Annotated in this window: 8 protein-coding genes and 1 tRNA gene; 5 read left to right on the top strand and 4 right to left on the bottom strand. The window is 50.3% G+C overall.

The genetic code is table 11. From position 1 onward, the window contains the following. Nucleotides 1-4,685 precede the first annotated feature (4,685 nt). Both MCB1EB_RS12555 and MCB1EB_RS10040 read right to left on the bottom strand, forming a co-directional pair. On the bottom strand, nt 4,686-5,189 hold the full coding sequence (locus MCB1EB_RS12555) for a methylated-DNA--[protein]-cysteine S-methyltransferase (RefSeq protein WP_052393966.1): 504 nt from the start codon (nt 5,187-5,189) through the stop codon (nt 4,686-4,688). Nucleotides 5,190-5,200: 11 nt separating this feature from the next. Next, a complete protein-coding gene (locus MCB1EB_RS10040) occupies nt 5,201-6,649 on the bottom strand; it encodes a DNA-3-methyladenine glycosylase 2 family protein (protein ID WP_045364653.1) in 1,449 nt (482 codons plus the stop codon). A gap of 321 nt (nt 6,650-6,970) precedes the next feature. Here MCB1EB_RS10040 and MCB1EB_RS10035 point away from each other — a divergent pair, with 321 nt between their 5' ends. Further along, entirely contained in the window at nt 6,971-8,089 is a 1,119-nt protein-coding gene (locus tag MCB1EB_RS10035; RefSeq protein WP_045366283.1) for an L-threonylcarbamoyladenylate synthase, read from the top strand. Between the two features lie 41 nt (nt 8,090-8,130). Here MCB1EB_RS10035 and MCB1EB_RS10030 read toward each other — a convergent pair whose 3' ends face one another. Then, nucleotides 8,131-8,601: a hypothetical protein gene (locus MCB1EB_RS10030; RefSeq protein WP_081953603.1), complete on the bottom strand. Its 471-nt coding sequence runs from the start codon at nt 8,599-8,601 to the stop codon at nt 8,131-8,133. A gap of 194 nt (nt 8,602-8,795) precedes the next feature. On the opposite strand from MCB1EB_RS10030, the gene dacB reads away from it, so the two are divergent. The 4 genes from dacB to elbB all read left to right on the top strand — a co-directional run bounded on the left by dacB (nt 8,796) and on the right by elbB (nt 13,536). Then, a complete protein-coding gene (dacB, locus tag MCB1EB_RS10025; RefSeq protein ID WP_052393972.1) occupies nt 8,796-10,307 on the top strand; it encodes a D-alanyl-D-alanine carboxypeptidase/D-alanyl-D-alanine endopeptidase in 1,512 nt (503 codons plus the stop codon). Between the two features lie 364 nt (nt 10,308-10,671). After that, complete coding sequence (locus MCB1EB_RS10020; RefSeq protein ID WP_126354019.1) at nt 10,672-11,790, top strand: SGNH/GDSL hydrolase family protein; 1,119 nt, start codon at nt 10,672-10,674, stop codon at nt 11,788-11,790. Nucleotides 11,791-12,133: 343 nt separating this feature from the next. After that, nucleotides 12,134-12,769 (top strand): DUF924 family protein, encoded by a 636-nt coding sequence (locus tag MCB1EB_RS10015; RefSeq protein ID WP_045364656.1) that lies wholly within the window; start codon nt 12,134-12,136, stop codon nt 12,767-12,769. 101 nt (nt 12,770-12,870) lie between these two features. Continuing rightward, entirely contained in the window at nt 12,871-13,536 is a 666-nt protein-coding gene (gene elbB / locus MCB1EB_RS10010) for an isoprenoid biosynthesis glyoxalase ElbB (protein WP_045364659.1), read from the top strand. 6,135 nt (nt 13,537-19,671) lie between these two features. Here the strand turns inward: elbB and MCB1EB_RS10000 are convergent. Further along, nucleotides 19,672-19,747: transfer RNA gene (locus tag MCB1EB_RS10000), tRNA-Thr, on the bottom strand. Nucleotides 19,748-19,754 lie beyond the last annotated feature (7 nt).

The raw sequence follows: 19,754 nt of genomic DNA, 5'->3' as shown, positions 1-19,754 counted from the left end.
ACCCGCAAAGAAGCCTGGTATAGAGAACTGCGCGGTAGTGATATATTGCTTCAAAATGGTCTATTCACAGAATTTGAAGCCTTAGTGCGCACCATACCCTGCCGACGTCATCCTGCCTTTCAATGGGGGGTATGCGAACGCTTAGGCCAAATAGCGGCGAATCCGCTATGGGACCCTGACACGCGTCAAAGTGCTTTAGACTTTCTCAGCGAGATCTATATCAACGATACAGAGTGGGGCCAGCAGACTGAAGTAAAGCAATGGATCATTAAGATCCTGCTCCACTTATCCGATAAGTCGGTGAGGTCTGTGAGTGCTGCGGCAGCCAAAACCATGCTTATTAAGTTAGAAAAGACTGAGGATGCCGAGAAACAAGCACTCTACACACAGTGCCAGGAGGAAGCTCACAGCCAGTATCCGCTGAACGTGGTGCTGCCTCTATCGGCTTCTTCCTCTCTACTAGACCGCGTTCAGAATAAGCCCGATGTCGAAGTCGATTTACGTAAGCTCAGACGTCAGCGCTTGCAAGAACGGGGCGACACCGTGTATATCTCCCCACAGGCCAAACCCAGCCTGAAAGCATCAGATAAGACGCTGTTCGATCTAAAGGCTAAGGTCAACGAATTTCTCGATAGTACGCAAAAGGTAATGCTGCTCTTAGGGGACTCCGGCTCAGGTAAATCGACCTTTAACCGGATGCTCGAAAAGGACCTATGGCGCGCCTATACGCCCAAGAAAAAACAAAGCATTCCGCTTTTTATTAACTTGCCCGCGATCGATAAGCCGGAGCAGGATCTGATTCCCAAACACTTACGCAAAGTGGGTTTTACTGAGTCCCAGATTAGGGAATTAAAGGAGCGTCATCAATTCGTCTTAATTTGCGATGGCTATGACGAGAGTCAGCAAACTCATAATCTATATATGAGTAATCAGCTGAATGAGCTAGGAGAATGGCAGGCGCAGATGGTCATCAGCTGCCGCAGCGAATATATTGGCCTTGATTATCGGAGCCGCTTTCAGCCGACGGAGCGCAATCACCAGGCCAAGTCAGCGCTATTTCAGGAAGCGGTAATGGCACCGTTTTCAAAGGAAAAGATTAACGAGTACATCAAGCAATATGTGGCAGTGAGTAGGCCACTCTGGCAGGCGAAAGATTACAAACAAGCACTTGAGCAGATTCCTCACTTACAAGACTTAGTGAAGAATCCCTTTCTTTTAACCTTATCCTTAGAGGTGCTGCCTCGCATGGTGGATGTAGGCCAAACGTTTTCTACGGTCCGGGTAACCCGGGTGGCGCTGTACGACCAGTTTGTGGAGCAATGGCTAGAGCGTGGTAAAAAACGCTTGGAAGTTAAAACATTAACCGAATTAGAAAAGAAAGCCTTTGAAAGCTTGACCGATGAAGGCTTTACGCAAAATGGTATTATCTTTTTAAAAAACTTGTCGGCTGAAATCTATCAAGAGCAAGCAGGGAACCCAGTCGTTGAGTATTCGCACTTTAGAGATCAAGGGACCTGGAAAGAAAAATTTTTTGGTCGGGAAGACGACAAGCACCTGCTGCGTGAAGCCAATCCACTAACGCGCAGTGGCAATCAGTTCCGTTTTATCCATCGGTCGCTATTGGAATACGGCGTGGCCCGTGCGATCTTTGAGCCCCAAGATGGGGAGCGCGCGCGCAAAGTAGCCCTGACGCAAGCCTCGAGCCGTCGCGGCAGTGTCAGTTCTGATTGGAGCTTTGATAGCCAAGCTGCTGTGGAAGCCGCCGCAGCGGCCATTGATCAGCCCTTGCTTGATTCACCTTTGTGGAAGAAGAGTTTTGTCAACGAACCCTCCATTTTGCAATTTCTCGCCGAGCGTGTACAACAGGAGCCCCTGTTCAACGAACAGCTGCACGCGGTCATTGAGCGCTCTAAAAACGACAAAGAAGCTCGCAAGGCCGCGGCTAATGCAATCACTATATTGGTTAGGGCGGGCGTGCAGTTTAATGGAGCAGATTTACAGGGTATCCAGATTCCAGGCGCTGATCTGAATCAGGGTGTATTCGATTCGGCGCAATTGCAAGGGGCGGATTTAAGGAAGGTTAAACTGCGTAATAGTTGGCTGCGCCAGGCCAATTTGACCGGCGCAAAAATGGCGGGCACACAGTTTGGTGAATTGCCTTTTCTGCAAGAAGAGAGCCTGGTCCGGGTCTGCACGTATTCCCCGGATGGGAAAACCTGTGCGGTGGGCCTGGGCAACGGCACAATCAGTGTGTATGAAACGTTGACCTGGAAAAAAATCCGTACCTTAAGCGAACATACTCATGAGGTTTATAGCGTGGTGTATTCGCCGGATGGTCAGCAGATCGCATCGTGTAGTTTCGACAAAACGGTGCGATTGTGGAACGCGCAGACCGGTCAACTCAGTCACACCTTACGCAAACATACCGAGCCAGTGGGTAGCGTGATGTATTCGCCCAACGGCAAGCAGATCGCCTCTACCGGCATTAAAAGCCAGGTAGTACATCTATGGGATGCGCACACGGGCCAACATCACCAAACCCTAAGCGGACATACTCACTACGTTCTGACTATCGGGTATTCACCCGATAGTCAGCAAATTGCCTCCGGCGGTTATGACCGTACGATACGTCTGTGGGATGTGCAAACCGGTCAACTCAGCCGCACCTTAAGCGAACATACCGGCACGGTTTATAGCGTGGTGTATTCGCCCGACGGCCAGCAGATCGCCGCGGGCGGCTCTGACAAGACGGTACGGCTGTGGAATGCGCAAACGGGTGAGCATCGCCACACCTTATCCGGACATGCTCGCGAGGTTTATAGCGTGGTGTATGCGCCCAATGGGCAGCAGATCGCCTCCGGCAGTCGTGACAATACGGTGCGGCTGTGGGACGCGCAAACCGGTCAGCCTACCTACACCTTGAGTGGACACACCAGCGCGATTAAGAGCCTAGTGTATGCGTCTAACAGCCAGCAGATTGCCTCCAAAGATGATTTCGATAAGGTGTTTCTGTGGGACACGCAAACCGGTCAGCTCAGCCAGGCTTTAAGCGGGCATACCAACGAAATTTGTAGCGTGGCATATGCGCCCAATGGGCAGCAAATCGCCTCCGGCAGTCGTGACCAGACAGTACGACTGTGGGATGGACAGCAGGGCCAGCTTAGCCACAGCTTAAACGGACACACCAGCGGGGTCTCGAGCGTGGCGTATGCGCTGCAAGGCCAGCAGATTGTCTCCGGCAGTTGGGATCAGACGGTGCGGCTGTGGGACGTGGACACTGGCCGGCTCACCCACACCTTAATTGGGCATACCAGCGGGGTCTCGAGCGTGGTGCCTTCACCCAACGGCCAGCAGATCGCCTCGACAGATGAGGACAATAGAGTGCTGCTTTGGGACGCGCAAACGGGTGCACTAAGCCACACCTTAAGCGGACATACCGGTCCGGTTAATAGTGTGGTGTATGCGCCGAGCGGCAAGCGCATTGCCTCCGCCAGTTCTGACCGGACAGTGCGTCTGTGGGACACGGAAACCGGTACGCTCCGCCAGACTTTAAGCGGGCATCACAATATGATTTGGAGCGTAGCGTATTCACCCGACGGCCAGCAGATCGTCTCTGGCGATTGGAGTGCCGGTGTGCGTCTGTGGTCTGCGCAAACCGGTCAGCTCAGCCATACTTTAAGTGGACATACCGGCAAGGTTTATAGCCTCGTGTATTCGCCCGATAGCAAGCAAATTGCATCCGGTGATGAGGACAATAAAGTCCATCTGTGGGACGCGCAAACCGGTCATCTCAGCCACACCTTAAACGGGCACGCGTTAAACCGTAATATGGGCGTGCATGGAAGTATGGTGTATTCGCTCAGTGGTCAGCAGCTCGCCACCTACGCGGATGACAAACAGGTATTACTGTGGAATACGCAAACCGGTCAGCTTAGTCATACCTTAAGTGGCCATACCGGCGATGTGTTAAGCGTGAAGTATTCGTCCAACGGCCAGCAGCTTGCCTCTGGCAGTCGTGACAGTACGGTGCGTCTATGGGATGTGTCCTCGGGGCAATGTCGGATGGTGATTCGAGCGTTTGGTGGGGCAGTTTATAGCGTCGCCTGGAAAGAGGCCAGTGACGAAGAGGTCGGCAACAGCAATTATTTGGTGACCGGCTGTGCTGATAAATCCGTTCGCTTGTGGCAGATTATAGAAGAGGGCGATCAGTGCAACGTGCGTTTGAGCTGGAGTTCAACCCATGATGTGCTGACTGTGACGAATACTTCTATTCAAGATGTACATGGCTTAAGCCATGCAAACCAGCAGCTTTTAGCGCAGCGCGGGGCTGTGGGTAAGCCGATTCCGTCTTTAAGTTTTAAGGGGGCAGCTAAGACGCTCATCAGCATGGGATCCGTGGCCTCTAAACTCAAGCTGGCGGCAAACCGCACGACGGTCGATACCCGGGCAGCACAGCCGGCTCTACTTAATTGACAATCGGTAAAGGCCAGTGCCGTCAGCGTATGAGCCTTCCCCTCTGGGTGTGCTGACTTGAGAAATCGAGCGCGGCTTCGCAAGCCTCTAAAGTTAGCCGGTCGGCTCTCCGACCGGACCCACCGGGTGACTGGAGGCAGTCACCCGCCCCCGGTTTCCACAGATCGTAGAGGGCCGTTTGATGATGTGCGTCTGGTATTGGCTGATACGGGTTATCGCGGCATTTTTTCTAGCGTAAGTAAGGCCTGCTTGATATTCAACCCCCCGGCGTAGCCCGTCAAACTGCCATTTTCACCAATCACTCGATGGCAAGGAACCACCAAAGCAATTTGGTTAGCACCATTGGCCGCGCCTACTGCGCGTGCTGCTGTTGGGCAATCTAGGATGCGGGCTAGCGCGCCATAACTCAGGGTTGTACCGTACGGAATAGCGGTGAGCTGCCGCCAAACGCGAAGCTGAAAAAACGTACCTAATGGCGCAAGCGGCAAGTCGAATTCTGTTCGGTGGCCCAAAAAATATTCTTCAATTTGCTGTTGGACAAAGGCTGTCTTGGCGTTTTGCCATTCGACCTCAACCCCTTGCAGTAAACGGCGCGCGGCTCGGGTTTCTCCGGCGAATGCCAGCCGCGCTAAAGCGCCTTCGGCTGTAACGATAGCCGTCATTTGTCCTAATGGCGTGGAAAATGTTCCGCCAAAATAATACGTTTGAGGTTGCATGGTATTTCTCCTTATGCTTGAGTCGCTAAGCTGGCCCAAACATGGCAGGTAGCGAGGCTGCGATGCGGGGCGAAGGGGGCCATGAGGGCTGCCATCTGTTCTGCGCTTGGCCTCTGGGGTAATTGATGCAGGCGTTGTAATCCTGTCGCCAAACCGCTGTCGCCGGCCGGCATGCAATCGGCTAATCCTAAACCGCGCATTAAAGTGTAGTGCGTGGTCCACGGCCCTAGACCGCGAACCTTGCGTAAAGTTCGGTCCGCGACTTGAGCTGAGCCTTGCGCTAAGCGATCTAATGGTAATTGCCCGGAGCAAATGGCTTGCGCAGCATGAATCAAGTACTCTGCTTTAGAGCGTGAATAACGTAACACGGTTAATTCAGAGGGATCCATCGCAGCAATGCGTTCGGGTGATGGATGCGTATATTGTCCGCCTGCGCCCACTGGGTCACCTGCGTGTTTGATCAGGGCGCGCCGCAGTTGTACCGCGAAAGCTAGATTAATTTGCTGTCCGATGATGGCCCATACAAGCGCCTCGAAAGCGCCTGGCGCTAGAGGAATGCGTAGGCCGCGGTGATTTGCAACGAGCGTGCGCACATATTCTTGTTTATTGGCCCTTGCCTCAAAACTGGCACTGTCACTATATAAACCTAACATGCGCATAGCGATAACATGTGCTTTAACCATGGTTTGCGGCGCAGGGGCGCCATCATATTCAACCTCGCACCAAGCGCCTGGTGTTTGCAGAGTGAACTTGAGCTTCACTAATAGGTTGTTGAGTCTGAGTGGAATAGAGATTTGTTGACCGCAGACTTGTTCAAATGCGCCCTCGCTATCTCGTCCATGGTATCGGAGCACATCAAGCGCCCGAAAATCTGCCGGTAGTTGCAATAAAAAACTTTTTGTTTCGCGTAAAGCCCGATAGGCGCCTGGCGTCATTGCGGTCGTAGCCAGAAACTGCCGATGGAAGGTGGCTTCGCTCTCAAAACCGGCTTCATGGGCTAGATCGATCACCCGCTCATTTGAATCAATTAAACGTTGGCACGCGAAAGTGACTTGTTCTTGGCGCAATAACGCCGCCGGCGTTAGATGGGCATGCGTGCGAATAAGATCCGCTAAATTTGTGATGCCAATGCCAGCTGTTGCGGCGAGACTATGCATATCCTTAAATGCGCTAGGCTCAGCGCGCACCCGTTCGATTAAGCCTTCATATAGAGCTTCATCCCAACGCTTGCCGCGCGCGAAAAGGTCCGGGCGGCATCGTTTGCAGGCGCGTAAACCCGTAGCAATTGCTTCCGCTTCAGTAGCAAAAAAGCGTACATTGTCAAATTTAGGTTTGCGCGCAGGGCATGATGGCAAACAGTAAATGCCGGTAGTAAGCACGCCAGTGAAAAACTGTCCGTCATAAGTTTGGTCTTTGGCAATACTACGCTCGTACATGATTTGTTTACTTAATTTCATCATTTCGTTCTACTGTATGTGCTGAATGTCTATGGTTCAACTGCCACTACTGATCAGCACATCTATCAGACTGTTAATTTCAGTGCTAATGAGCTTGCATTTAGAGTAATCGTCATTTTGTAGTAAATTGATAGCTAACAGCTTACTTTGGTTAAATTTCGCCCACCTCTCACAGACACCGCTGGAAGTAGAATTCATGTTATTGTGGACTAACCATGGCTTTTTCTATTTGTAATACTGTGTTAACTGTTTTTTTCAATTTTGTTTTCCGACTTAAGTTAGGAGGTTTCGTCCGTGCACGATAACTTTCTGCCCAAACTCACTCTGCCTGATTCGGGTTGTTGCCCGCCTACCGCTTTGCCCGTTGACGAAAGTGGCATTGCGCATGCGGCTCACTTGCTTGAAAGAGGGGAGTTGCTTGCGTTTCCAACTGAAACCGTCTACGGTCTTGGCGCTGATGCGGAGAACCCGGCGGCAATTGCGCGAATTTATGCGGCTAAAGGCCGACCTCTGAATCATCCGGTGATTGTGCATCTGGCTCCCGATGCAGATCTTGCTTACTGGGTAAGCGGAGCGCTTCCGTTGAGCGCGCGTGCATTGATTGATGCATTTTGGCCGGGGCCGCTGACTCTGATTCTCTCACGCGCTGCCCATATTCCAGATGCGGTAAGCGGTGGTCAGTCTTCAATTGGACTGCGCTGCCCTGCGCATCCGGTGGCGCAGGCGTTGTTAAGCGCTTTTCGTGGGCCGGGCGGCAAACGTAAGCGTGGGCAAGGGGGCGTGGCAGCACCGTCCGCTAATCGTTTTGGCCGCGTCAGTCCAACGCGCGCCCAACATGTATACGATGAATTCGGAGTTACCGTACCCGTCCTGGATGGTGGGGCATGCGCAGTCGGGATTGAATCGACAATTTTAGATTTATCGCGGGGGTTTCCAGCGCTGTTGCGCCCCGGAGGCATCAGTGCGGAGCAGCTCGCTGAGGTGTTGGGGGAAATGCCGCAATTGCCTATGCAGCTCAACGCAGTACACGCAAAAGAAGGAAAAGAAGCTTTGCATGCAAAGAGTGGCGAGAGCGCGCCACGTGTTTCAGGTACGCTACGCGCGCATTATGCGCCGCGTATCCCACTCGCTTTATTCACTGCAGATGAGATTATGCACGCGCTGAGAATGCGCACTCAAGATCAACCGGTTGTGGTGATTGCGCGGGCGCGTTTAGCTGAACGGTGTGCAATGCAGTGGGCGCAGTGCGCCAAAGTGCGTATTATTGCGGCCGCTGAAGAGCCACATGCTTATGCGCATGAGTTATATAGCCTGCTGCGCACGTTGGAAAATACGGATGCAGAGCGTATTTTGATCGAACAACTACCGGCCGAACCGGAGTGGGCGGCGCTCAATGACCGCCTGGGTCGGGCTGCCGCAGCCTTTAACTTGTCGGAATCGTGAGCGTTATTATTATTGCGCAACACCTGCTCTCAAGAAAATCTTTAATCCCAAGTGCTCCATAAAAAAGCCATGCGCTTTGCGCCTTTGCCACTTACTTCAATCGGCTGGGTTTGTTCATTTTCTTGATAACGCGCATGGACAATATAGCGTCCCGGACGTAGGCGCACCAACATATAGGGGCCGCGTGAATCAGCTTGTAGTATTTCACCACCATGGGTATCTGTAATATAAACACGCACCCCAGTTAGATAGTCGCTATTTGGACTGCTAAAACGCAGCCCAAGTGGCCAGTGCTCGACTTCTCTGCGGATGGCTTCTGATTCATTAAGCCCAACCCCGCCTGAAATAAATTTGACGTCGCCTTGGCGCTGTTCTTGCGGCAGACCAGTGAAATCCGCTTGCTTAATCTGAGCCAGCACGTTATGGCTTCCTAAACAAATGCCGAGAGCGGCGATCAAGGTAATGGCAGTGCCCCAGTTGGCTTTTGAGCGGTAAGTAGGCTTGATTGGCATGAGAAATATAATATGAATAATAAACAAATATTAAGAATAATCGCCTTTAAACTGTATTTTACTAGGAGATGCTTGCATCTGCCCAGTGCTTAAATTTTTGCACGAAGTCTTTTAATTGCGCCTAAAGGTTTTTTGCATTAGGCTGCTGCTAGTCTTTATAGCTTTCGCTGAAGCGAAGCTTTGTCATTTTGATTATGCTATTTTCTATTCTACATCGATTGCCGCTGGCGGCCCGAGATATGTGTCGCGTGGCTCTTATGTTTGCGTCAATTTGCTTAGGCGCAATTATAAATATAGCTGATGTGCATGCGCGCTCCACTCCCAAAAAAGCCTCTGTAATTACTGCTGGCGTCTTGCCCCCTACTGTGCGCGCCGCTTTGCGGCAGGCGGGCGTGAAGCCATCCTCCATGAGCGTGGTGGTCGAACGCATTGATGCAGCGCGGCCGATTCTCTCGGTGAACGCCAGGCGGGCCATGATTCCCGCATCGACAATAAAGCTGGTGACGACTTTCGCAGGGCTTTCTATACTCGGTCCAGATTTTCGTTGGCAGACAAAAGCCTATGTTGATGGCGAACTCAAAAATGGCGTATTACAAGGCAATTTATATATCAAAGGCAGTGGCGATCCTAAACTGATTCCCGAAGAGTTAATTGATCTAGTTGAACAAATCCGTCAGGCTGGGGTGGTGAGGATTGAGGGCGACCTGGTGCTAGATAAAAGTTATTTCGCCGACTCGACACGCTACGTTAAGTGGTTTGATGAAAATGCGAATGCGCCGTATAAAGTGAATCCGGACCCCTTGTTATATGCGTTTAAATCGCTAACCTTCACGCTCACGCCACAAGCCGATGGGAAAATGCTAATTAGTGCTACGCCCCCGTTTGAGCAATTATATATTACCGATACTTTGCGCATCACGCCGGGCTTATGTGCTGGTTGGCCTGCTGCGGTTGTTCCGGCCGTGCAGTTTGCAGCGGACGGCAGCACGCGCGTAGCGTTTTCTGGCGAATACCCATTGGCTTGTGGGACGCGTGTGAAAAGTGTGTCAGTGTTAGATCATACCCAGTTTTTCGCGAGAGGCTTTCTGGCTTTATGGCGGCAATCAGGTGGGACCTTCAGCGGACATGTGCGCGAAGGGCCGTATTTGAGCGAAGCAAGGCTTGTTGGATTGCATAAAGGGCCGGTGTTGGCTGAGATTGTGCGGGATATAAATAAATTTTCAAATAACTCGATGGCGAATAATCTTTTTTTGACGATTGGCGCACAAAGCGTTAAGCCGCCAGCGGATCTCGCCAAATCAGTCGGGGCGATTAAACAATGGCTGCGCCGCACGGGCCTTGTAATGCCTGAGTTCTTTATTTCTAATGGTTCCGGTCTGTCAAATGAGGCGCGCATCAGCGCTCGCTCATTAGCCGCATTGTTACGGGCGGCTAATCAAAGTCCAGTGGCTCAAGCTTTTGTAGAGTCATTTCCGATTGTGGGAGTGGATGGGACCATGCGCCATCGCTTGCTGAATACGCCGCTGGTGGGACGAGCGCGTATCAAAACCGGTACGCTTAATGAGGTGCGCGCTATAGCGGGTTATGTAAGCGCAGCAAACGGCGCTAGCTATATTGTTGTCAGTATGATTAATGATCCACGCGCACCCGCTGCGCAGGCAGCTCATGATGCCCTCCTTGAATGGGTCTACCAAAGACCGCATTAACGAGATAGCGTATTTTTTCGCTTATCTGTCACCTGAATCAATTGCCTAATCGCAACCCATATTCGACTTAAACAATCTATTGCCGCAAAAACCTGCAAGCTACGTTCTGCTTAGCAGGGCAAATGCTGTTATTCATCTTGGCTCGTTACGTTTTGCAACAGCCGCTCACTTTTCCTTGCTACGCCTTTCGCCACAATTCTTCGGGCGCTATCTGTAAAGCCAACTTACAAATCCAATAATTGGGCCATATAGCTGCCCTATTCACCGTGACATGGCACGTGATGAGCACTATGCATCACCGTCCTCCGGGAAGGCCTCTGTTGGCTAACCGGTTCATCAATTTGTTGAGTGTGGCTTTGCAAATATGAATCACGATCTTTACCAGCATGGTGCTTTTGATAACTCAACGGCGTGTCCGCAGGTGGCGCGGACGCATAAAAAAATCAGCAACGGAAAAAGCTTGCGGCGTGCATTAGGTGCCCTGGCGCTTGCTGTGCCAATGGTGCTTGCGGCGTGTGGCGGAGGAGATGGAAAAATGCCTGATGACATTATCAATCCGCCTGCTACCCGTTATCAAATCATATCATTTGGCGATAGCTTGTCAGATGTCGGGACATATGCGCCGATGGCCTCAAAATTTGGAGGTGGGCGTTTTACCACCAACCCGGGGCAAGTATGGACGCAGGTGGTGGCGAATTACTACGGCGCTACGCTCAATCCAGCGTTTACCGGCGGTTTTGGTGTGCCGATTAAAGCCAATCCTGATGGCTACGGTTATGCGCAAGGAGGTTCTCGGGTAGCCGATCCTGCGGGTGAAGGCAATCTGCCCAATAACGCGGGTGCGATCACCTTGCCGGTGGCGGCTCAAGTTCAAAGTTTTCTAGCGACCCATGGCAACTTTAAACCCAATCAAATTATTCTGCTGAATGGTGGTGGTAACGACATCAAGATAAATGAAAGAGCGGTAGCTGAAAATAAAATTACCCCGGCTATGGCGGCTGATAACGTGAGGACGGCAGCAAGTGAGCTTGCTGGATTGGCTGGGTCTATTGTTCAAGCAGGGGGGCGCCGAGTGGTTGTGGTTAATGTATCCGATGTCGGTAAAACGCCACTGGGTTTAACTAGACCGGATAGTGGCGTAGCATTGACGCAATTGACGGTGTTATTTAATGATACGCTGGCGCAGGTGCTGCGAGCACATCAGCCAGAAGTAACTAATGCCATCATTACGGTTGATGCGTTTAGCTTCTTTAATCGGATACTCGCTTCTTATCAAGCAGAGGGTTTCGTGGTAAGTAATACGGCCGTCGCCTGTAATTTGTCCCCTCCTTATAATAGCTCGCTCTTTTGCTCGCCCCAAGTGTATGCAGTGCCAAATGCCGATCAAACTTATATGTTTGCAGACGAAGTGCACCCTACAACACGCTTGCACGCACGTTTTGCAGCTTACGTTCAAGAACGACTTGCTACAGTCACGCACTGACATCAACTGACGTGCTTGATGGAGGGGGATTTTTTCCCCTCTATTTTATTTTGCTTTAGCTATTAATCACTTTGGCCGCATCTAGCTTGCGCATTTTTGCTAGCGGCAGGTTGCGTCAGCGTTAAAGCTTGAGCATTACAAGTGCCCTATTTCTTCACCGTGCTTTGCACGACCTCTTCACGCGTGAACTCAAGCGTCTCAGATAAATGGATTAGCCTAAGTGGGGCCTTGCGTCCGGCTATACAGGTGCAAGTCTATGGAGTAGAGTATGCTCCGACTTATATGAATAATAATCTGGTCGTAATAACATTCAATCTAACTTCACTGGCTAATTTTAAATACGATGAATGCTAAATCGGAGCAATTCCTTCAAGAAACCATACAAGAGCGGGCAATACTTGCGCCCGATGCGCGTGAGATACTTGATTTTTGGTTTGGCGCGCCAGGCTCGGCAGAATATGGCGGTGACCGTACCTTATGGTTTAGCCAATCTGATGAAATAGATGCGGCGATCCGCAGCCGATTTTTGGCCGTGCATGAAAGAGCTATGGCTGGGCAATGCGATAGCTGGGCCATCACGCCATTGGGCGCATGTGCTTTGATCGTCTTGCTGGATCAATTTTCGCGTAATCTATTTCGCGGCACGCCACGCGCGTTTGCCTCTGATGCGCATGCGCTTGAGGTTGCGCTGACGCTGGTGGGTGGCGCCGAAGATCGTTGTTTGCCAACGCCGTATCACCGTTGGTTTGTGTATCTGCCGTTTGAGCACGATGAGTCTGTGCATGGCCAGCGTGAATCGGTGCGCTTGTTCGAGGCGCTTAAGTCTGAAACCGGTCTAAGTGCTCCTTTAACTTGGGCTCTCAAGCATGCAGAAGTGATTATGCGATTTGGCCGCTATCCGCATCGAAATGCTATTTTGGGGCGAGTATCCAGTGCCGAAGAAGAGGCATTCCTACGCGAACCAGGCTCGTCTTTTTGATGGGTGCCGGCATAGGGAGTATTGAATACCTGGTTTTATAAATAAAATTCACTTATAGAAATAACCTTCTATACTGAACAGGGTATCAAAAGGGAGACGCGATGAAACGAATTGGCGTGGTTTTAAGTGGTTGTGGGGTTTTCGATGGCGCCGAAATACATGAGTCCGTATTAACTTTACTCGCCATAGAACGTGCTGGCGCGCAGGCTATTTGTTTTGCGCCAGATAAGCAGCAACTTCATGTGATTAACCACTTATCTGGTGAAACGACTACAGAAAAGCGTAATGTTTTAGTAGAGTCGGCGCGCATCGCTCGCGGTAAAGTCAGCGCCCTTGCTGACGCTGATCCTACAGCGTTAGATGCTCTAGTTTTACCCGGTGGCTTTGGGGTGGCGAAAAATTTGAGCGACTTTGCTACGCAGGGAAGCGATTGTTTGATTGAGCCAGAGCTTAGTCAACTAATACAGAAAATGTATAAAGCTGGCAAACCAACTGGATTCATCTGCATTGCTCCGGCACTCCTCCCTAAATTATTCAAAAATCTGACCGATCAACCTGTGCGCCTGACTATTGGCAATGACAGTCATTTGGCAGCAATGATTGAGAAGGCGGGAGGGCAGCATGTGATTTGCGCGACGGATGCGATGGTGGTAGACAGTCAGCACAAAGTAGTGACGACGCCCGGGTATATGCGCGAAGACGCATCAATAGCAGGGGTTGCCCAAGGAATTGATGCACTAGTTAAGAAGGTGTTGGAATTAACTTAAACTGACATGAAGTCCGCCACCATTAAACATTTTGCATGTGTTACGAGTGGGTTTTGCAAAAGGATTTTGTGACCACCATTTATGACAAATGGTGCCGGAAAGAGGAGCCACATACCAAGTATCTATAAAGGTTAAACGCGTACTTAAATTTTGATACCTACTGAAATGCCTACATTGAGCTTGTGGCACTCGTTATGCTGTCAGTGAAAATTATTCTATTTAAGTGTTTGTTATTGTCCATGTCGATAGGTACTAGATGACTTCAATAAATAGATACTTAAACCAGCGATCAACGGATTAAAAGGCTCTCGCTAAATATAGAAAAATCAAAGAGTTAAGCAAAAATCTGTTCCGCAATTAGCTCGTAAACAGGCGATTTAGGCCTTTAATGGATTTGAATGTCGTCTTTTTTGCGGAACGTAAAAATGGAGCTTTACATGATTACTTGGTTAATTTTTTATGCCGCTATACGGCCATCCATAGCGACCCCGAAATACACTTAACTTACCGTGTAACTCCCCAGGTACCTTTGTCTACTATATTTTGTTAAATTTTTTTTGCCTATATATTGAAAATACAGCACGAAAAATGGCAGTGCAACTGCAGCATAAGCGTTGACCAAACATCTTAGCCAACAATATATTGTGCAAATCTTCCTTCCGGTGACAATATGTTGTACCTGGGGAATTATAAAAACGTTTTTCTTGTTTTTCTAGAGCATTTACACTAGCATCCGTTAAATTTTATTTACTCCGGTTGATATGTTAGGCCGGCCGGACTCAGCTTCAATTTAGCTTTTGCGCAATTTGTATCGACCATAGGCGATGGCAAAATCGCGCTAGCGGTGCACACTCAAGTAGCTTCGATCCGATCTAATGAAATCACATTAAAGAAAATGGAGAATAAATATGTTAGGGAAAGTATCTCACTCAGCGTTACCAGAAACTTTCACGCGGAATGTCGCTGAACTTTATTTAGGCCAAGCTCGCACTGAGAGGGAAAAAGGACACTTGGATGCAGCGCTGCCCCTATACAATCAGGTGAAAGATACATTGAAGTCGCTTGGAAGCGTAAAAGAGGCCTTGAGGAAAGCGCGAGATCCCCAAACATTAGTAGATGAGACATTGCGAACCATGATGGCCGATGCTTATTTCGAACGTGGGGAAGTGCTAGAGGGCTTAAATTTATTTGAAAAAGCAAGAATTAGCTATATCAAGGCTGGAATATGGGGGCGCGCTGAAGCCAAACATCGTGTGGAAGTTTCGCAATCCTTTCCATCAGGACATAGCGCTTACTCAAGCGTGTCGGCTTTGGCTCAGGCTGTCCCGGCTGCCTCAATGCTTTTGCAGCAACCTGTTGCCTCTGCCCAAGAAAAAAGTGAGTTGGTGGATTACCTTTTTAAAAAGGCGCTATTGACGCTAAGCTCCTTAGAGGTTTCCAAGAAACCTAGCTTGTTTCTAGTGTATGCCCATGACAATGCAGCGCACGGAGAAGCGAAGGCCTCTACGTCTAAATATTTAATCAATCATTTATCAAAAATCCGAGGCGTAACGCTCTATTCGGATCAAACGCCGATAGGGCAAGCGTATTCAAACTCGGATGAAAATCTGAAAGAGGATGGCAAGCTAGAAGACATCTTAACCAATCAGCTCTGTTTACTGCCCCATCAGTTGCGAGCGGATGTGAAGCCGGTCGATAAGGTGATCGTGTGTTGTTCTGATGTCTTAGGAAGCTACCTAAAAGGACAATCCTATAAAGAGTTTTGCGATGAGCTTAAAATAGCCTATGAAAAAGATCGAGAAGCCTATCATCAAGACAACCAACAAAAGGGTACTACAGCTTTACGTGAGGTAGTCAAAAAATTTTCCGAAGAGGAAAAATATATGGTGGATTTTCATCATGTATTGACGGAAATGGCCTTTTTGGAAATTCGCGCAAAGTATCGCGAAGGTCAGCACGGGATTATCCCGGTTTCATTAACGCCCAATAGCTATGACTACTGCCTGAAAGATTTTATTAGATCGACGACGGTGCGGATGGAAGATCCTCTGCGCTTTGATTGGCAAGTCCAAAAGGGGGAAGAAGTTTATCTGAACCAAGGTTCACATGGTGTGCTGTTTAAGGTGATCGAGCGGCTGTTAGCGGGTAGCGATGAAGCTAAAACGTTTCTGGACAAATTTTGGACGGGACACAGCAATGTTATATCCCGTTTAAAGAGTGATTTAAATTTTGGCAAGCTAGAATTTGCGGAACTCTTAGACGGTATCTTCGACGACATACGGACAACGCTGCACAAGCAACTGGCCTCCACCGTGCAGCAAGAACATGAACAGTTGCAGGTGTTCCGTGCCGACCCTAGAGCCGCGCTGAAGGAACAGTATTCGGTAGCTTTAACACAAAATGAGGCATTTCAAGAGACCCTAAAGCTTTATGTTGAACCGCGCTGCCAAGCGAGTATTAATGGGGAGAGCACAACCTTTGGCCTCTTACCCCAAGTTCAAGCCTTTCTAAAAGATAAAAAAGTGATCTTGTTGACGGGAGACTCTGGGGCGGGCAAAACCACCTTTAACCGCTGCTTAGAAAAGGAATTATGGGAGCACAAAAAAGAAGACGATGCGATTCCGCTGTTTATATCTCTGCCGAGTATTGACAAGCCTGAGCACGATCTCATCGCCAAAGCGTTAAAGAAAAGAGGGCTGTCAGAATTACAGATTCAGAAATTAAAGAAAGAAAAGTTTGTCTTTATTTTAGACGGTTATGATGAGATACGTCAGACGCAGAATCTGTATGTGAGCAATTCCATCAACCAGTCTGACGGCTGGCAGGGTCAGATGGTGATCAGTTGTCGCAGCGAATATCTGGGCCGGGACTATCAAAGCCGCTTTCAACCAAATCCGATTGAGAAGGACAAAGACACGGCGTTTCAAGAAGTCGTGGTTCTGCCGTTTTCAAAAGAAGAGAGCGATCGATATCTAAAAAAATATGTGGCACACACTCCGAAGGGCTGGACGGCGCAAGCCTACCAAGAAGCTTTCTCCCAACAATCTAATTTAAAAGACTTAATTAGCAACCCATTTTTGCTGCGGGTGGTGCTCGAAGCGTTGCCGTACGTTGAAAAAAAGGGGAAAGCGGGATCGGCGATCCAGTTACGGATGAACCTGTATGACCAGTTTGTCAAACAATGGTTCGAGCGTAACCAGCAGCGCTTAAGCACGCAAGGATTAACGGGAACCAAAAGAGAGATTTTTAGAGAATTGTCCGATGATGATTTTGCCGAGCATGGTATCGCGTTTGCGCAAGAGTTGGCGGTGCACCTATATACAGAGAATGCAGGTAAACCGGTTGTTGAGTATTCATTGCGTAAAGACAAGGGAAGTTGGAAGGATACCTTTTTCGGTCGAGAAGAAGAAAATCAACTGCTACGGGAAGCGTGGCCGTTGATCCGAAGTGGCACTGAATACCGTTTTATCCATAAATCGCTGCTGGAATATTTTGTAGCGCGAGAGTTGCTTGAGTCGTTTGATGAATGCATAGCATCGACCTCTAGTTCCCGCCGTGGTAGCAACGCTTCCGTCTATAGTTTTGAAAACCAACGGATTCTGCCGCGTCGAATGGTGCGAGACGTATCGTTAGCACCCAAGGATTGGATCGGGGATCTGGGTGTTGTGCGCTTGTTGACTGATCGCGTTCAGCAAGAGTCAACGTTTAAGGAACAGCTGTTAGCGATAATCGAGCGTTCCAAAACCGACGCAAGGATGCGCAAGGCGGCGGCCAATGCGATCACAATATTAGTCAGAGCGGGGGTGCAGTTCAATGGCGCCGATCTGAAAGGCATCCAAATTCCTGGTGCGGATCTGAGTGAGGGGGTCTTCGATTCAGCTCAGTTGCAAGGGGCAGATTTAAGAAAGACGACTCTTAGGGCGAGCTGGCTGCGCGAGGCGAATTTAAGCGGCGCGCAGATGACTGGAGTGCAGTTTGGCGAATGGCCGACTCTTCATGAAGAGAGCGAGGTATGGTCCTGCGCATATTCACCGGATGGAAAAAACTGCACGGTAGGGCTTCAAAGCGGTAAGATCAGCGTGTATATGACCTCGAATTGGGAAAAAATCTACACCTTACAAGGGCATACCTCCTCTGTTAGGAGCGTGGTGTATTCGCCGAGCGGATTGCAGATCGCCTCGGGGAGTTATGACAATACGGTGCGTCTGTGGGACGCGGAAAGCGGAGCGGCTGTGCACACCTTAGAAGGACATACCTCCGCTGTTAGAAGCGTGGTGTATTCGCCGAGCGGTTCGCAGATCGCCTCGGGGAGTGATGACAAGACGGTGCGTCTATGGGACGCGCAAAGCGGTGCGGCTGTGCACACCTTAGAAGGACATACCTGGGATGTTACTAGCGTGATGTATTCGCCGAGTGGTTTGCAGATCGTCTCGGGCAGTCAGGACAATACGGTACGTCTGTGGGACGCACAGAGCGGAGTCCTTGTGCGCACCTTAAAAGGACATGCAAACTGGGTTACTAGCGTGGTGTATTCGCCAAGCGGAACGCAGATCGCATCGGGCAGTAAGGACAATACGGTTCGGCTGTGGGACGCGCACAGTGGAGTCCTTGAGCACACCTTAAAAGGACATACCTTCAATGTTAATAGCGTAGTGTATTCGCCGAGCGGCCTGCAGATCGCCTCGGGCAGTGATGACAAGACGGTGCGGCTGTGGGATGCACATAGCGGAGCCCTTGAGCACACCTTAAAAGGACATACCTCCGGTGTTTTGAGCATGGTGTATTCGCCGAGCGGAACGCAGATCGCTTCGGGTAGTTATGACCAGACGGTTCGGCTGTGGGACGCGTACAGCAGAGCCCTTGGGCACACCTTAGAAGGACATACAGACAGGGTTACTAGCGTGGTGTATTCGCCGAGCGGTTCGCAGATCGCTTCAGGCAGTGATGACAAGACGGTGCGGTTGTGGGACGCGCACAGCGGAGTCCTTGGGCACACCTTAGAAGGACATACCAGGAATGTTAGTAGCGTGGTGTATTCGCCGAGCGGCAGGCAGATCGCTTCGGGCAGTTATGACCATACGGTGCGGCTGTGGGACGCGCACAGCGGAGCCCTTGAGCACACCTTAGAAGGACATGCAAACTGGGTTACTAGCGTGGTGTATTCGCCGAGCGGAACGCAGATCGCATCGAGCAATTCTGACCATACGGTGCGGCTGTGGGACGCGCACAGCGGAGCCCCTGGGCACAACTTAGAAGGACATACCTGGGATGTTACTAGCGTGATGTATTCGCCGAGTGGTTTGCAGATCGCCTCGGGCAGTCAGGACCATACGGTTCGTCTGTGGGACACGCACAGTGGAGCCCTTGTGCACACCTTAAAAGGACATACCTCCATTATTTATAGCGTGGTGTATTCGTCGAACGGGAAGCAGATCGTCTCGGGCAGTCAGGACAAGACAGTGCGGCTGTGGGACGCGGAAAGAGGAACTCTCGGGCACACTTTAGAAGGACATACCGGCTCTGTTATGAGCGTGGTGTATTCGCCGAGCGGTTTGCAGATCGCTTCGGGCAGTTGGGACAATACGGTGCGGCTGTGGGACTTGTCCTCGGGTAAATGTCTCAAGGTGATTCAAGGATTTGCCGGGGCGGTCAATAGCGTTGCGTGGAAAGCGACGCCCGACGGCACCTATCTAGTGACCGGTAGCGCAGATAAGTCCGTGCGGACGTGGGCAGTGAAACAAGACCCAGCAGGCTATAAAGTGGTGCTGCACTGGAGTTCAGGGCATGACGTTCTGACCGTGCAGGGGGCATTATTGGACAGAGTGAAAGGCTTAAGCGAGGTGAATCGAGCGCTGTTGACTCAGAGGCGCGCAGTATGCTTTGAGTGAGCCTGAGCCGACCGTCGGGCATCGACCGGTCGGCGCGAAAGACCGTTGGAAGGCCTTCCGCGCCAAATTGTCCGTCGCCGATTAAACATAATGCCCGATTATCGACAGTTTTAAAAAATTTACTCTTTATGCACCTTTAGCAGACGTTAAGACACGTACGCGTTAATAGGCCGACATTCGAGTCAACTCGTATCGTATTGTCTGTTTGGTTTTGCAGGGGAGTTTGGTGATTATTGCTGAGGATAAATGGTGCCGGAAAGAGGAGTCGAACCCCCGACCTTCGCATTACGAATGCGCTGCTCTACCAACTGAGCTATTCCGGCAAGAGCG

It is taken from the genome of Mycoavidus cysteinexigens (genome assembly GCF_003966915.1).
Taxonomy (GTDB): Bacteria; Pseudomonadota; Gammaproteobacteria; order Burkholderiales; family Burkholderiaceae; genus Mycoavidus; species Mycoavidus cysteinexigens.
The sequence above is the reverse complement of the archived record's forward strand: the minus strand, read 5'-3'. Positions and strand labels throughout refer to the sequence as shown.

Bases quoted from the DNA above. Each gene is read 5' to 3' on its own strand.
- dacB (WP_052393972.1), top strand. From the start codon at position 8,796: ATGCTATTTTCTATTCTACATCGATTGCCGCTGGCGGCCCGAGATATG.
- elbB (WP_045364659.1), top strand. From the start codon at position 12,871: ATGAAACGAATTGGCGTGGTTTTAAGTGGTTGTGGGGTTTTCGATGGC.
- MCB1EB_RS12555 (WP_052393966.1), bottom strand. From the start codon at position 5,189: ATGCAACCTCAAACGTATTATTTTGGCGGAACATTTTCCACGCCATTA.
- MCB1EB_RS10030 (WP_081953603.1), bottom strand. From the start codon at position 8,601: ATGCCAATCAAGCCTACTTACCGCTCAAAAGCCAACTGGGGCACTGCC.
- MCB1EB_RS10040 (WP_045364653.1), bottom strand. From the start codon at position 6,649: ATGATGAAATTAAGTAAACAAATCATGTACGAGCGTAGTATTGCCAAA.
- MCB1EB_RS10015 (WP_045364656.1), top strand. From the start codon at position 12,134: ATGAATGCTAAATCGGAGCAATTCCTTCAAGAAACCATACAAGAGCGG.
- MCB1EB_RS10020 (WP_126354019.1), top strand. From the start codon at position 10,672: ATGAATCACGATCTTTACCAGCATGGTGCTTTTGATAACTCAACGGCG.